Source organism: Acidobacteriota bacterium (genome assembly GCA_009861545.1).
In the GTDB taxonomy this organism is placed as follows: Bacteria; Acidobacteriota; Vicinamibacteria; order Vicinamibacterales; family UBA8438; genus WTFV01.
The window spans coordinates 17,884-33,558 of sequence record VXME01000015.1; the positions used below are offsets into that span (position 1 = coordinate 17,884).

Consider the following 15,675-nt stretch of genomic DNA (forward strand, 5'->3'; position numbering starts at 1 on the left):
CGGCCCTGCGCGCCGGGAACCAGAGGAAAGAAATACCTCTCCCGAAGTGCGAAGTCTAGCACCGGATTTCGCAGATGCCAACCCCGAAACGAGACTTTCTGACGCCAGCCCTGGCGCACCCGCAAGACCAATCTATCCAGTGGTTTACATGGAACACGCGGGTCTCTTAAAATGAGATCCTGTCTCACTTGCGGGGGAAATCCGGAGTCGCGGATCGCGGGATCCGGGGCCGCCGCCATCCGACGTGCGCGAGCCGCGTTCCGCGGCGTCAATCCTCGGCCCGGATCATGCCATGCGCCCGGCCGAACCAGTAGCTGACCAGATAGTCGAGGCCGTTCGTCTCGAACGGCGCCACGGCATGGCGGTCGCCTCCGACGCGGTAGGGATTGTGGACGAGGAAGCTCCACGTGCGGCCGCGCTGGGCGATCGGCAGGGGTCCGTCGCCCGTCAACGGCGCCACCGGGTCGGCGGTGAACGAGAATCCGAAGCGGCGGGCGTAGGTCTCGATGGTGCCTGCGTTCCACTTCATGTCGAGCGGCACGCCGCGCAGCGTGTCGAGCGCAGCGGCGTCATACGTCCGGTCACCGGTCCAGTGCCGGTGGAGAAACGTCGCCAGCGGATTCCCCTCGACATCGATGCCGGGATACGTCCGGCCGTGGAACCAGCGGTGCGCCGCCCGCTCGTAGTGCAGCCGGACCGCGGCATCGGTCTCGAGCTCCAGGAGCGGGTACAGCGCGAGCGCTATCAGGACGTCGTCGGAGTGGTTCGCCTCTCGCGGCGGACGGTCCAGACGCGCGCCCTCGCCGATGCGCGCGTACCCCATCTGCAGCAACCGCGCGTACTCCCGGCCGAAGCGGGGCAGCCCGGTCAACTCGTGCGCCACCTTGACCATCTGCAACATCAGCAGGGCATTCATCGGCTCCTCGCCGGCGACGTAGGCGGGCTCGTAGCGCCCCCAGCGGGTGGGCCGGCCGTCGTAGCCGATGATGCGAAGGCCGTCGTCGACGATCGCGTCGACCACCGCGGCCACCGTTTCGCCGATCGCCTCCCGCTCGCGCGCGTCGGCCAGATGCATCGTGTACACGAAGAGGCCGAACATGGCCGCGTCCACCTGATCCGAGCTGACGTTGCCGCGCCAGCGGCGCCTGCCGTCCGGGCTCTCCCGCCATGTGCCGTCGTCGAGCCAGGGCTCGTCGATCGGCGCCGACGCCCGCGCCAGCAGACCGTCGCGACCGGTCACCGCGACGAGATGCCTGAGCGCGGCGGCGGCCGTCCGCGCACGCCGCGCGGCCTCCGGATCGCCGGTGGCGAGCTGGCGCCATGTCTGGGCCGCGCAGTAGAGGCCGGTCATGTACGCCGTGTCGGACATGTTCCAGGTGACGTAGGGGTGCTCCGCGGTCGGCAGCCTGCGGCGCACCCGCACCTGGCCGTCCGCGGCCAGGAAGCGCTCGGCCAGGTCGACGTCGAACAGGGCCGCCTTCGCCGCGAGCGAGAGGTCGTCGGCCGCGCGCCCGGGAGCGGCGCCGATGCCGGCCAGGACAGCGGCCGCAACCGCGCCGGCCGCGGCGCTTCGCCGCAGGCTGACGCCGCCGTGCCCTGCCGGTTCGCAGCCGCGCCGCCGCGCGGGCCGGCGTGTCTCGCGCGCACGCGCCGGTGCAGGGATCATCGCGCGCCCCGCGCGTCGAACAGCGGCTCGGCGACGGTCATCCCGGCGCGGTGAGCCTCGACCGCGGCCAGCAGATCGGCCACCACGTCGGGACGCTCCGGCGCCAGGTCGTACTTCTCTCCCGGATCGTCGCCGAGATGGAAGAGCAGCGGCGGATCGTGCGTGGCGCGCGCGGAGCCCAGGCCGTAGCGCCCCTCGGTCACCAGGTGCACCTTGTACGGCCCCCGGCGGTAGGCGTAGAGCTCTCCCATGCGGTAGAACGCCATCCAGTCGCGCGGGCTCGAACCCCGCCCGAGGAGCACCGGCGAGAGGTCGACTCCGTCCAGAGGCCGATCGTCCGGCACCGTCCCCCCGGCGAGCGGAACGACGGTGGTGAAAAGGTCCGTGGTGGCGCCGATGTCCCTGATCACCCCCGGCGGGATGGTCCCCGGCCACCAGAAGATGCCCGGTACGCGCATGCCGCCCTCCCACGTGGTCCCCTTGCCCTGGCGCAGCATCCCGGCGCTCCCCCCGTGCTGCCGGTAGGACAGCCACGGCCCGTTGTCGCTGGAGAAGACGACCAGCGTGCGCTCGGCGAGCCCCTCTTCCCGCAACGTGTCGAGGATGCGGCCGACGCCCCAGTCGATCTCCTCGATCACGTCGCCGTAGCGCCCCGCGCGGCTCCGGCCGGCGAACGCCTCGGAGCGGAACAGGGGAACGTGCGGCATGGTGTGGGGTACATAGAGGAAGAACGGCCGGTCACGGTGCTCCCGGATGAACCGCACCGCCTCCTCCGCGTACCGGCGCGTGATCGTGGTCTGGTCGGCCGGCCGCTCCAGCACCTCGTCGTTGCGCATGAGCGGCACGTGCCAGTATTCGATCGATGGATCGAGAATCGCGGCGCGGCGCGCGTCACGACCGGGCGGCACCCGCCAGTCCATGTCGTTCGAATACGGGATCCCGAACCACGAATCGAAACCGTGCCGCAGCGGGCGATACGCCGGCTGGTGGCCGAGGTGCCATTTTCCGACGATGCCGGTCGCGTAGCCGACCTCCTTCAACGCCTCGGCCAGGGTGATCTCGGCGGCCGGCAGACCGTGGTGCGAGTCCTGGAAGAACACCCCCTGGCGCCGGCCGAACATCCCGCTCCGCAGGTGTATGCGCCCGGTCAGCAGGGCCGCCCGGCTCGGCGAGCAGACCGGGGCCTGCGAGTAGAAGCTGGTCCAGCGCTGGCCCTCGGCGGCCATGCGGTCGAGGTGGGGCGTGCGGATCGTCGGGTGCCCGTAGGCGCCGAGGTCGCCGTACCCGAGGTCGTCGGCGAAGATGATGACGATGTTGGGCGGTGGGCTCTGCGCGGCGAGCCGCTCGGGCGGACCGAGCGCCGCGGCGGCAACCCCCGCCGCGGCCCCGAGCGCCGCCAGGCGCCTCGTGGCGAAGGCACTCGAGCGCCGCGCCCGCCGCTGCGTGACCGAGCGACGATGCCGTCCCGCCGGTACCGACGTGGTGTCACTGCATGGCATACCGGTCATCCTCGATGTCAGGCCGGCCCACGCGAGCGCCGGCGCGAACCGCCGCCGGCGCCGTGACCGGCGGCCGATCCGATTGTAGCCGCAGCGCCGCGGCGGGCTTCCGGCCACCGGCCTTGTCGCAGCGGTCACACCACGCGGCGTTCCGTGCACCAATCGGAAAACACGCGACTGCGACCTTTGAACTTTCTCTTCTTTCATACGTATGATTGAAACAGTTGTTTAAGGACAGGAGATCCAGCCAGATGGCAATGGACACCCGGGAGCGCATTCTCGACGTCGCCGAGCGGCTGTTCGGCGAGCGCGGGTTCCCGGCGACCCCGCTGCGCGACATCACCACGGAGGCCGGGGTCAACGTCGCGTCGGTGAACTACCACTTCGGCTCGAAGGAAGCGCTGCTGGCGGAGGTGCTCGAGAGGCGTCTGAAGCCCATCAACGCACGCCGCCTGGAGCTGCTCGACGCCGTGGAGGCGCAGGCCGGGGACGGACCTCCGGAGCTCGAAGCCGTCATCCGGGCGTTCCTGTCGCCCCCGTTCCACAGCCAGCGCGCGTGGGGCGACAAGGGCCGGAACTTCCTGCGGCTGGTGGGCCGGATCCACGGCGAGACCAACGAGGAGTTCCGCGCGACCTTCGTCAAGCAGTTCGACGCGGTGCTGGAGCGGTTCACGGCCGCTCTTCACCGCGCGCGGCCGGAACTCGATGAAGCGGATCTGAGCTGGCGGATGCTGTTCATGGTCGGGTCGATGGCGTTCACGATGTCCTGGGGGCCCGAGCTCCGGGCGCGCGGGCGGGGCGGAGGGCGCGATCCGGAAGATGTGCTGGAGTCGCTCGTGCTGTACGCCGCCGCCGGAATGGCGGCGCCGGCGCCGCTCGGCGTGCCGGCCGTGGCGGCCACCGCACGATGAAGGTGCTGACGTGCAGTTGTTGAGACCAACCTCGTTGATGCGTGGATTCCGGGCCGTGGCGCTCGCCGCCGTCGCGGCGCTGGGCGCCGGCTGCGTGACCGCTCTGCCGGTCGAGCGGCCCGAGATACGGGTCCCGGTACCGGTGGAATGGACGGCCGCCGAAGTGCCGGCCGGCGAAGTGGGTCCGGACTGGTGGACGGACTTCGGCGACGACGAGCTGAACGCTGCGATCGAGACCGTGCTGGAGCGCAACCTCGATCTGCGGGCGGCCGCCGCTCGTCTCGAACAGGCCGCCGCCGACGCGCGGATCGCATCCAGCGCGTTGCAGCCCACGGTGCAGGGCTCGTACAGCGGCAGCCGCCGCAAGCAGAACTTCGTGGGCTTTCCGATTCCCGGCGCCGAGGACCGCGTCCTGAGCACGGTGTTCACCAACCAGGGCATCTCGCTGGACACGACGTGGGAGGTCGACCTCTGGGGCAGGCTGCGCACCACCGAGCAGGCCGCCCTGGCCGACCTGCAGCGGTCGGCGGCCGACCTGCGGGGCGCCCAACTGTCCATCGCAGGCCAGACCGCCAAGGCCTGGTTCGCCATTGCGGAGGCTCAGCAGCAGGTACTCCTGTCGGAGGCGACCGTCGAGAGCTTCGGAGAATCCGTGGCGCGCGTGCGGGATCGGTTCGAGTCGGGGGTACGCCCGGCGCTCGACCTCCGTCAGGCGATGCTGAACCTGTCCAACGCCCGCGCCGATCTCGCCCAGCGGCGGCAGCAGCTCGACGCGTCGACCCGCCAGCTCGAGGTGTTGCTGGCGCAGTACGCGGGCGCCGACATCGCCCCGCCGGCGGACCTGCCGGAAATGGCGTCCGCCGTGCCGGGCGGAATCCCGGCCGACCTGGTGGCCCGCAGACCGGACCTCGTCGCGGCGGAGCGGCAGGTGGCGGCTTCCGAGGCACGGCTGCGCGTGGCGCGGCGGGATCTGCTTCCGAGCTTCAGCCTGACCGTGAACACCGGCACCTCGACGAATACCCTCCGCACGCTGCTCAACGGCGACTTCGCCGTCTGGGGACTCGTCGGCAACGTCCTTGCTCCGCTCTGGCAGGGAGGACGGCTGCGCGCCCAGGTGAGCCGCGCCGAGGCGCTCGTCGCCGAGGTGCTGGCCAGCTACGTGAACACGGCCCTCGCGGCGTACGCCGAGGTCGAGACGGCGCTGGCCGCCGAGGAGTACCTGGCCGACCGGGTCGTTTATCTGATGACGTCGGTCGAGCAGGCCCGCGCCGCGGAACGCCTGGCCGACGAACGCTACCGGACCGGGCTGGACACTTACATCACCGTGCTCGACTCGCAGCGATCGGCGTTTCAGGCCGAATCCCAGTTGATCGCGGCGCGGCGCCTGCGTCTGGAGAACCGCGTGGACCTGTACCTGGCCCTCGGCGGCGGGTTCGAGCAGCTCGACTCGCCGATCGCGATGACCAACTGAACGCATCCGTCACCAATCGAGCCACTTGCGGCATTGAACTGGAAACAGCCATGAAACGCGTAATCATCCGCACCATCAGGGCCCTTCTTCCCCTGATCATCGTCGCTGCGGCCGCCTTCGCCGCGGTCACGATGATCATGAACCGCCCACCGGTGGAGACCCTGACGCCGGTGATCGAACCGCCGGGCGTCCGCGTGCACGAGGTCTCGCTCCAGGATGCGAGCCTCTCCGTCACCAGCCAAGGCACCGTCCAGCCGCGCACCGAGAGCCAGCTCGTGCCCGAGATCGCGGGGCGCGTCACCTGGGTGGCTCCCTCCTTCGCGGAGGGCGGGTTCTTCGAGGCCGGCGATGTGCTCGTCGAGATCGACCCGTTCGACTACGAGCAGGCGCTCGTCGGCGCGCGGTCGCAACTGGCCCAGGCCCGCCTGCGGCTCGCGCAGGAGGAGGCCGAGGCGGAGGTGGCGCAGCGGGAATGGGACACGCTGGGCCGCGGCGACCCGCGCGAGCTGGCGCTGCGCAAGCCGCAGCTCGAGGATGCGCGCGCCTCGGTGGCCGCCGCCGAGGCGGGTGTCGAGCGGGCCACGCGGGACCTGCAGCGCGCGGAGATCGTGGCGCCGTACGCCGGCCGGGTCCGCACGAAGAACGTCGACATCGGCCAGTACGTCCGGGTCGGCGACGCGCTCGCCACCGTGTACGCGGTCGACGTGGCCGAGATTCGCCTGCCGCTGCCCGACGACGAGCTCGCCTACCTGGACCTGCCGCTGTCGTACCGCGGCGTCGAGCAGCAGGTGCGGCCGCTCGTGACGCTGCACGCGACCTTCGCCGGCGAGACCCATGCCTGGGACGGCCTCATCGTCCGCACCGAGAGCGAGATCGACTCGGTGAGCCGCATGGTGCACGCGATTGCGGAGGTTCCGGACCCCTACGCGCCGGGTCCCAATCCCAACCGGCCCCCGCTCGCCGTCGGAATGTACGTGGAAGCCGAGATCAACGGCCGCACCGCGCGCGATGTCGCGGTGTTGCCGCGCCAGGCGCTGCGCGGCCGGGATCAGGTGCTCGTGGTCACGCCCGACGACCGACTCTCGTTCCGCACGATCGCCGTATTGCGGACCTCGACCGAGTCCGTGATCGTGCGTTCGGGCCTGCAGGCGGGCGAGCTCGTGGTCATCTCGCCGCTCGACACGCCGACCGACGGCATGCGGGTGCAGTTGGCCGATGCGGACCCCGGCCTGCTGGAGCGCCGCGCGGCCGCCGCTGCGGCCCCGCCTTCCCAGGCCGCGGCTCCGGCCGCGCAACGGGTAGATGCGCCGGCCTCCCAGGTCGGCGCTCCGGCTGCGACGGCTGCCTCGAACGTGCCGATCGAGCCCGCCGCCGCCCGCCGGGCGGAAGCCGCACCAGGGGTGCCGCCCGTACCGGCTGAACCGGCGGCGGCAGCGCGGCCCGGCGCGGCCCGGGCGGTAGCGGCCACGGAGCAGGCGCCCCCGGGCGCGCCTGGCGGCGGAGCGACGACGGCCGGACGCGCGGACCAACCGCAGTGGCTGGCGTCTCTGCTGGCAGAACGCCGGCCGGCGGCAGAGAACCTGCGCTCTCGTCCGCCCCGCACGAGACCGGCGGCGGCACGGCCGACGCGAGGCCGGCCGGACGCAGAGTCCGTTGCGCGGCCGGCGCGCCGACGGCCGGGCGCAGAGCCCGTTGCGCGACCGGCGGCAACGGTTGCCGCCGCCCCGCGGCGCCCTGCTCTTCGCACGCCGGACGCGGCGCCCGCGAGCGTCGTTGCGGTCGCCTCGTTCGCGAGTCTCAATCGCGCGACCGGCGATGCCGGGCTCGGTCCGGCGTTGAGCCGGGCCGTCGCCGCGCGTCTGGCGTCGTCCGACGACATCGCGGTGTCGGAGAACGAGTCCGATGCGCGGTACGTCGTCCGCGGTGGGCTCCAGCAGGTCGGCCCGCTGGTGCGGGTCACCGCGCGCATCGTCGACACCGAGAACGGCGCCGTGCTGCACGCGGCGAAGATCGACGGCTCCACGGCCGATCGACCGGCCCTCGAAGCGGACGTCGCGGCGGCCGTCATCGAGCACCTCACCGCCATGCCCGGGTCGACGGCGCCGACCGCGTCCGGCGGCATGGCGGCCGGCGCGACGACGCCCAGCGCGCTGGCCGTGCTTCCGTTCGACGATCTCAGCGCGGGCAGCGCGTCGGCCCTCGACGTGGACCTCGGGAGCGTCATCGCGGAGGCGATCGCCGAGCGGCTGTCCACGCTGGCCGCGGTGGCCGTCGTGACGCCCGGCGACGAAGCCGCCTGGGCCGTCGGCGGCGGCATCCAGCGCATCGGAACGATGGTCCGCGTGACCGCCCGGCTCACCGACGTCCGCAGCGGAGCCGTCGTGACGGCGGTGAAGGTGGACGGCACCGTCGAGGCGCTCGCCGACCTGCAGTCGCGCGTGGCGGCCGTGATGACCGAGAGCGTGCGCGAAGCACTCGCCGGCGAGTCGGTCGCCAGGTCGGGTCCCGCGACGGATCCCGCGACGCGCCGGCGCGAAGGGAGACGGTCATGAACAACGGTGGAATCGCCTGGTTCGCGCGGAATCCCGTGGCTGCGAACCTCATGATGGTCTTCATCATGGTGAGCGGCCTGATCGCGACCGGCACGGTCAAGGAAGAGGTCTTTCCGGAGGTCGAGCTCGACCGCATCAGCATCCAGGTGCCGTATCTGGGAGCGGCGCCGGCAGAGGTGGAGGAAGGCGTCGTCATCCGCATCGAGGAGGCGATTCAGGGCGTCGACGGCATCAAGGAGATCCAGTCCACTGCATCGGAGGGCAACGCGTCGGTGATGGTCGAGCTCGAGCTCGGCGCGGACGCGCGCCGGGTGGTCGACGAGGTCAAGAACCAGGTCGACGCGATCACGACGTTCCCCGTCGAGACGGAGAAACCGATCATCCGGGAGATGACCGCCCGCAACCAGGTCACCGACATCTCCATCTCCGGGGACACCGACATCTTCGCGCTCAAGGCGCTCGCGGAGCGCGTGCGCGACGAGCTGACCGCGATGCCGGAGATCACGCAGGTGGACGTCGTCAGCGCGCCGCCCTACGAGATCTCGATCGAAGTTTCCGAAGTGGCGCTGCGTCGTCACGGGATGACCTTCGATCAGGTCGCCGACGCCGTGCGCCGTTCGTCCCTGGATCTGCCGGGCGGCTCGGTCCGCACGGACGGCGGCGAGATCCTGCTCCGCACGATCGGGCAGGCCTATCGCGGCGCGGAGTACGAGGACCTCGTGCTGTGGACGCGGGCCGACGGCAGCCGGCTGCGCCTGGGGGACGTGGCGACGGTGGTCGACGGCTTCGCCGAGACCGATCAGCAAGCCCGGTTCGATCATCAGCCCACGGTGCTCGTATCGGTGTTCCGCACCGGCGATCAGAGCGCCCTCGACATCGCCGCCGCGGTCGACGGCTACGTCGAAGGCGCCAGGGCGAGGCTGCCCGAGGGCGTCTCGATGACGCTCTGGCAGGACCAGGCCGAGGTGCTGAACGACCGCCTGACGCTCATGCTGCGCAACGGCGCCACCGGGTTCATCCTGGTCTTCGTCGTGCTGACGCTGTTCCTGGAGCTGCGCCTGGCCTTCTGGGTCAGCCTCGGGATCCCGATCTCGTTCCTCGGCGCGATCGCCCTGATGCCGGGGCTGGACGTCTCGGTGAACGTCATCTCGCTGTTCGCCTTCATCCTGGTGCTCGGGATCGTGGTCGACGACGCCATCATCGTCGGCGAGAACATCTACCGGCACCAGGAGGAGCACGGCGAGGGCTTGCGCGGCGCCATAGAGGGCGCGAGGGAGATCGGCAAGCCGGTCACCTTCGCCGTGCTGACCACGGTCGCGGCGTTCATGCCGCTGATGTTCGTGCCGGGGATGATGGGGAAGATCTTCCGTGTCATTCCGCTCGTGGTCATCCCGTGCCTGCTCTTCTCGCTGGTCGAGTCGCTCGGGATCCTGCCCGCCCACCTGTCGCACATCCCGCGGCGCGGCAAGCCCGGCCCGTGGCGCCGCTTCCAGAGCCTCTTCTCCAACGGCCTGAAGCTCTTCATCCGACGGGTGTACACGCCGATCCTCGAAACCGCGCTGCGGTGGCGCTACGTGACGGCGGCGATCGGTCTGTCGACCCTGATCCTGACCGGCGGGATGGTGCTGGGCGGCTGGGCCAACTTCCACTTCTTCCCGTCCATCGAGGCCGACTTCATGTCGGCGTCGGTGACGATGCCGCAGGGCACGCCGGTCGACGTCACGTCGCGGGCGATCACCAAGCTCGAGGAGGGCGCCACGCGCCTGCGCACCCGGCTGCAGCAGGAAACGGGGATGGACTACTTCCGGCACGTATCGACGTCGGTCGGCGACCAGCCGATGCTGTCGCGCGGCGGCGGACCGATGGGTCCGGTCGATACCGTGGCCTCGGCCAACGTGGGCGAGGTGACGATAGAGCTCGCGCCGGCCGAGACGCGCTCCTTCACCAGCGAGCAGCTCGGCAACCTGTGGCGGGAGAGCACGGAGGCGATTCCGGAGGCGGTCGAGGTCAACTTCTCGATGTCGATGATGAACCCCGGCGACGACGTCGACGTGCAGCTCGCCGGGCCGGACATCGAGCGGCTGCGCGCCGCCGCCGAAGAGGTAAAGCTCCGTCTGGCGGGGTATGCCGGCGTCTACGAGATCTCGGATTCGTTCCGCGCCGGCAAGGAGGAGATGCAGCTCGGCATCAAGCCGGCCGCCGAGACCCTCGGGCTCACCCTGCAGGACCTCGGCCGGCAGGTCCGCCAGGCGTTCTACGGCGAGGAAGCCCAGCGCATCCAGCGCGGCCGGGACGACATCCGCGTGATGGTGCGCTATCCCGAGGCGGATCGCCGTTCGCTCGGCGATCTGGAGAACATGCGCATCCGCACGCCGAACGGCGGAGAGGTGCCGTTCAGCCAGGTGGCGGAGGTGCAGCCTGGGCGCGGCTTCGCTTCGATCAAGCGGGTGAACCGCAACCGGGCCGTCAACGTGACCGCCTCGGTCGACGCCGCGGTCACCTCGGCCGGCGCGGTCATCTCCGACCTGCAGACCCGGATCCTGCCGGAGGTGCTCGCCGACTATCCGGGCGTGTTCTACACGTTCGAGGGCGCCCAGGCGGAGCAGGTGGACGCGGTCGGCGGCCTGCAGCGCGGATTCATCCTCGCCCTGCTGATGATCTTCGCCCTGCTCGCGGTCCCGCTGCGCTCGTACGTGCAGCCGATGATCATCATGGCGGCCATCCCGTTCGGCCTGGTGGGCGCGATCTGGGGCCACATCGTGATGGGCCTCGACGTGACGATGATGTCGATGTTCGGCCTCGTCGCGCTGACCGGCGTCGTCGTCAACGACAGCCTCGTCATGGTCGACTTCATCAACCGCGCGCGCCGCGTCCACGCCGATCTGGGCCGCAGCATCCGCGAGGCGGGCGGCAAGCACACGAGCAGCCGCGAGTTCGAATCCAGCGGGCTGCAGATGGCGATCCGCGAGGCGGGCAGCAACCGCTTCCGACCGATTCTGCTCACGTCGCTGACGACGTTCTTCGGCCTGGCGCCGCTCATGCTGGAGCGCAGCATGCAGGCGGCGTTCCTGGTGCCGATGGCGGTGTCGCTGGCCTTCGGCGTGCTGTTCGCCACCTTCATCACGCTGATCCTGGTGCCCGTCTCGTACCTGATCCTCGACGACGTGCAGGGCACCCTGCGGCGGATCTTCGGATCGGGAGCCATGACCGAGCTGCCGCCGGTGCCGGAAGCGGAGCCCGTGGAGGGTGGGGCGCCTGCGGCGGCGCGGGTCGCCGAAGCGTCGTCCTGACGGCGACCGGCGCCAAACGCGCCAAGGCTCAGAGACTGGACCGGCCGGCGCGGCGCGTACCGCGCGTCGGCGCCGGCCGCCGGGCGTGCGATGCGTGGGCCCGGCGATTCACTCCGCGCCGGCGACCTCGGCAACGAGCTGGTCGACCAACGGGGGACTGACCCCGCAAGCAGAGTCGTTGATCCGGCACTGCGCCAGTGTCAGCGAGCAGCCGCAGGGACAGCCCTCCTCGTTCACCCGAAGCAGCACCTCCTCGCGCTGCTCCGGCGTCAGCACCGACAGGTCCACGCCGGGAATCTCGGTGGCCTGCGCCGCGTTCGCGAGCCGGATCTGGTCGTTGGACGGCGCGGTCTCGATCGTCGCGTCGTGCGTCAACGAAGCCAGGTAACGGGTCTCCTGCTCCAGGATCACCGGGCTGATCAGCCCGACGTGGCTCTCGACCATGCGCCCCTCGGGATCGACGACGAACGAGGTGGGCAGGGCGAAGACCCCGGGGAACGCCCGCTTGATCTCGGGCGTCGACATCACGAGCGGGTAGTTGACGTCGTACTGTGCGCCGAACGCGGCCACGGCATCGGGCGACCCGTGATCCTCCGACACGCCGATCACCGTCAGGTGGTCCGGGTACCGCTCGGCGAGGCGCACCAGGAACGGGATCTCCTCGCGGCACGGACCGCACCAGGTCGCCCAGAAGTTGACCAGCACCACCTTGCCGCGCTGAGCGGCCATCGAGATGGTGCGGCCGTCGAGCGTCTCCATCGTCAGGTCCGGAACCTCGGCCGGCGTGTCGACGAAGCGCAGCGTCACGCCGCCGTCGGGCGTGGCGAACAGCGGCGGGGGTCCGGGAGCGCCGCCCGTCCAGTCGCCTCCGGGTGCGTCGACCGGCGACGGGCCGCAGCCGGCGGCCCAGAGAATCGCAACTACCAGCAGCGCGGCGGAATGGCGAGTGGACACGGCAACTCCTTTGCTTACCGGAACGGTTCATTGTATAGCCCGAACGCGGCCGGTTGCGGCGAAACGGACAACCGTGCCTCCACGTGCCGCGGACCCCGGCAGGGGCCGCAAGCGAAGCGCGCGCTGCAGCACGCCCCCGGGTTCAGCGGTAGCCGAGCGCGACCGCGGCGACGAGCGCGACCGCGGCGACTGCGTACAGCTTGACGAGCAACGGGACGACGAAGGCCGCCCAGCGCTGGTACGGGATCCGGCCCAGACCGAGCATCCCCATCAGCAGGGCGTTGGTCGGCACGAGCATGTTCGTGAAGCCGTCGCCGAACTGATAGGCGAGCACCGCGGTCTGCCGCGTCACCCCGGTCAGATCCGCGAGCGGGGCCATGATCGGCATCGTCACGTACGCCTGCCCCGATCCGGAGGGAATGAACAGGTTGCAGACCGACTGCACGACCAGCATGCCCAGCGCCGCGGCATGCGACGGCAGGCCGGCCAGCGACGCGGCCAGCCCGTCGACGATGGTGTCGATGACCTGCGCTTCGGACAGCACCACCTGGATGGTCCGGGCGAAGCCGATCAGCAGCGCGGTGGCGGTCATCTCCGCCGCCCCGCGGATGAACGCGCGCGCGGCGCGGTCGGGACCGAGCCCCCCGGCCCCCGCCGCGAGCAGCGCGATGCCGAGGAACACCGCCGACAGCTCGGCGAGGTACCAACCCCTGGCCGCCACGCCGTAGACGAAGAGCCCGATGCCGGCCGCCAGCACCGCGAGCACCGCCAGCCGCCGCGCCGTGAACCGCACGTCCTCCGGGAGATCGAAGCCGCTCGAGTAGTCGACGTCGGCCACCAGGCTCGACGCGGGATCGCCGCGCAGCCGCTGCGCATACCCCAGGATGTGGTGGACCCCGATCGCCGCGCAGACCACGAGCAGCGCCCACCGCACGGCCTGGCCGGAGGTCAGCGGCAACCCCGCGATGTCCTGGGCGATCAACACCGTGAACGGGTTCAGCGCGGCGCACGCATAGCCGACGCCAGCGCCGACGTAGACGATGCCGACCGCCACCACGGCGTCGAGTCGCAACGCCAGGCACAGGGTCACCAGCACCGGCACGAACGGCATGTACTCCTCGGCCATGCCCACCGTGGAGGCGCCCAGCGCGAACAACCCCACCATGCCCGCGACGAGCCAGCCCGGCCGCGACGCGAGGCGGGCGATGGCGGCGCCGATCGAGGCGTCGATCGCACCGGTGGCCCGCACGACGCTGATGACCCCGCCGGCGATGAAGACGAAGAAGATGATGTCGTGCGCCGCCGACAGACCGGCGGGAATGGAGGTCAGGAAGGCGAGCGGCGGGAGCGGCTCGGCATCCACCGCGCGCCACGTGCCGGGGACGACCCGGCGGCCGTCGCGCTCGAACTCGCCGGCCGGCAGGACGTAGCTCGCAAGCTGCGCGAGCACGATCAGCGCGAAGATGAGAACCAGCGCATCCGGGACGCGGCGGCGTGGCGACACGGTACGTTCCTCCTCGACGGCGCGCCCGACCGGGCAGGACGGCGCCGCGACCGTCTCGCCCGACAATCGTCGCCGGCGGCTCCGATTGCCGCCCAACCGGGCCTGACTGGCAGTCTACGCCGTTTTTACGGCGCAGACTGCCAGGTGGTCGGATCGTCGGAGACCCGCACCAGCAGCTTGCCGAAGTTCTCACCGCGCAACAGGCCCAGAAAAGCCGGTATCGCGCGCTCCAGCCCGTCCACCACATCCTCCCGGTACCGGATCCGCCCTTCCCGGATCCATGCCGCGACATCCCGCAGGAAGTCGGGCTGCCGGTCCAGGTGATCGAACACGATGAACCCGCGGAACGTGAGCCGGCGCACCAGGATCAGCCCCATCAGGCGGGCCACCTGGTCCGGGCCGGGCGGCGGCCCCGTCAGGTTGTAGTTGGCGATCCGGCCGCATACCGGGATGCGCGCGAAGTCGTTCAGCAACGGCAGCACGGCGTCGAATACCTTGCCGCCGACGTTCTCGAAGTAGACGTCGACACCGTCCGGACACGCCGCGCGCAGGGCACCGGGGAGGTCGTCCCGGCGATGGCTGACGCAGGCGTCGAAGCCGAGCTCGCCGGTAACGTACTCGCACTTCTCCGGCGCGCCGGCGATACCGACCACCCGGCAGCCCGCGATCCGGGCGATCTGCCCGACCACCGCCCCCACCGCGCCGGAAGCGGCGGAAACGACCACCGTCTCGCCCGGCTTCGGCCGCCCGTGATCGAGCAACCCGACGTAGGCCGTGTGCCCCGGCATGCCGAGCACCCCGAGCGCCGTCGAGATGGGCGCGCGGGCAGGATCCAGCTTGCGGACCCCCGTGCCGTCCGACAGGGCGTAGTCCTGCCAGCCGTTCGCGCCGAGCACGACGTCGCCGGCCGAGAACCCGTCCAGCCTCGACTCCACCACCTGCGAGACCGTGCCGCCGACCATCACCTCTCCGAGACTCACCCCCGTCGCATAGGACGGCCCCGGGTTCATCCGCCCGCGCATGTACGGATCCAGCGACAGGTAGATGGTCCGGCACAGCATCCGCCCGTCCGCCGGCTCGGGAACCGGCGTCTCGGTGCGCGAGAAATCGGTCTCCGACGGGAAGCCCGCGGGATGGGCGGCAAGGCGGATCTGACGGTTCGCGGCGGCGCTCATGAACCCACTCTCGTCTCGGTATCGGTTACGTGCGATGGGAGTATACTGGGCGGTTGATTGTCGTCCGAACGTTCACACCTGCCGCCTGCTGGAGTACCCGATGCGCGAGCACCTTCTCTTCACCTTCAAGTTCAACCTCGGTCACCTCGAGTCGCTCGTCAAGGATCTGACCGACGAGCAGATGGTCCAGCAGCCGCACGGGGTCGTCAACCACCCGGCTTGGACCCTGTGCCATCTGGCGTCGGCCGCGAACCATACCGGCGTGGCGCTCGGCCTGGAGTCGAGCTTCCCGGCGGACTGGGAAGAAGCGGCGAAGACCGGCGGCGAGCCGAGCGCCGACGCGTCGCGGTACCCGTCGAAGGAGGCGCTGCTGGCCGAGTTGAAGAAGCAGCACGAGCGCGTGTCGGCGGCGGTGGCCGGCGCCGACACGGCCACCTTCGCGAAGGAGTACCCGGACGAGGGAACGCGCAAGTACTTCCCGACCATCGGCGATTTCGTCGACTACCTGCTGTCGGCCCACGAAGCCAACCACATCGGGCAGATCGCGGCGTGGCGGCGCGCGATGGGGCTCGCTCCGAGCGCGGGCTAGCGCCACAGAACGCCGTAGACTTCCAGTCAGGCCCGGTTGGGCGGCAATCCGGAGTCGCCGGCGA

General features: G+C 70.9%; 10 protein-coding genes. 5 read left to right on the top strand and 5 right to left on the bottom strand.

The features are described 5' to 3' along the window. Window positions 1–268 precede the first annotated feature (268 nt). Together F4X11_02255 and F4X11_02260 are read right to left on the bottom strand one after the other, a co-directional pair. A complete protein-coding gene (locus F4X11_02255; GenBank protein MYN63844.1) occupies window positions 269–1,666 on the bottom strand; it encodes a hypothetical protein in 1,398 nt (465 codons plus the stop codon). After that, on the bottom strand, window positions 1,663–3,165 hold the full coding sequence (locus F4X11_02260; GenBank protein MYN63845.1) for a sulfatase: 1,503 nt from the start codon (window positions 3,163–3,165) through the stop codon (window positions 1,663–1,665). Before F4X11_02260 ends, F4X11_02255 begins: the two co-directional genes overlap by 4 nt. 251 nt (window positions 3,166–3,416) lie before the next feature. Between F4X11_02260 and F4X11_02265 the strand changes: the two genes are divergently transcribed. The 4 genes from F4X11_02265 to F4X11_02280 are packed head-to-tail and all read left to right on the top strand — an operon-like array spanning window position 3,417 to window position 11,389. Next, a complete protein-coding gene (locus tag F4X11_02265; protein MYN63846.1) occupies window positions 3,417–4,076 on the top strand; it encodes a TetR/AcrR family transcriptional regulator in 660 nt (219 codons plus the stop codon). Further along, the gene (locus F4X11_02270) at window positions 3,985–5,547 is read left to right on the top strand and encodes an efflux transporter outer membrane subunit (protein ID MYN63847.1); all 1,563 of its coding nucleotides are present in this window, start codon (window positions 3,985–3,987) and stop codon (window positions 5,545–5,547) included. Before F4X11_02265 ends, F4X11_02270 begins: the two co-directional genes overlap by 92 nt. Before the next feature lie 50 nt (window positions 5,548–5,597). After that, window positions 5,598–8,099, top strand: coding sequence for an efflux RND transporter periplasmic adaptor subunit (locus F4X11_02275; GenBank protein ID MYN63848.1), 2,502 nt, complete (start codon window positions 5,598–5,600; stop codon window positions 8,097–8,099). After that, on the top strand, window positions 8,096–11,389 hold the full coding sequence (locus F4X11_02280) for an efflux RND transporter permease subunit (protein MYN63849.1): 3,294 nt from the start codon (window positions 8,096–8,098) through the stop codon (window positions 11,387–11,389). Before F4X11_02275 ends, F4X11_02280 begins: the two co-directional genes overlap by 4 nt. A 108-nt stretch (window positions 11,390–11,497) precedes the next feature. On the opposite strand, the gene F4X11_02285 is transcribed toward F4X11_02280, so the two are convergent. From F4X11_02285 to F4X11_02295, 3 genes are all read right to left on the bottom strand, one after another. Then, on the bottom strand, window positions 11,498–12,343 hold the full coding sequence (locus tag F4X11_02285) for a TlpA family protein disulfide reductase (protein ID MYN63850.1): 846 nt from the start codon (window positions 12,341–12,343) through the stop codon (window positions 11,498–11,500). A 142-nt stretch (window positions 12,344–12,485) separates the two neighbouring features. After that, window positions 12,486–13,847 carry a YfcC family protein gene (locus F4X11_02290; GenBank protein ID MYN63851.1) on the bottom strand — a complete coding sequence of 454 codons (1,362 nt, stop codon included), beginning with the start codon at window positions 13,845–13,847 and terminating at the stop codon, window positions 12,486–12,488. 125 nt (window positions 13,848–13,972) lie between these two features. Further along, the gene (locus tag F4X11_02295; GenBank protein ID MYN63852.1) at window positions 13,973–15,022 is read right to left on the bottom strand and encodes an NADP-dependent oxidoreductase; all 1,050 of its coding nucleotides are present in this window, start codon (window positions 15,020–15,022) and stop codon (window positions 13,973–13,975) included. Between F4X11_02295 and F4X11_02300 the strand changes: the two genes are divergently transcribed. Further along, entirely contained in the window at window positions 15,021–15,611 is a 591-nt protein-coding gene (locus tag F4X11_02300; protein MYN63853.1) for a DinB family protein, read from the top strand. The genes F4X11_02295 and F4X11_02300 overlap by 2 nt on opposite strands. Window positions 15,612–15,675 lie beyond the last annotated feature (64 nt).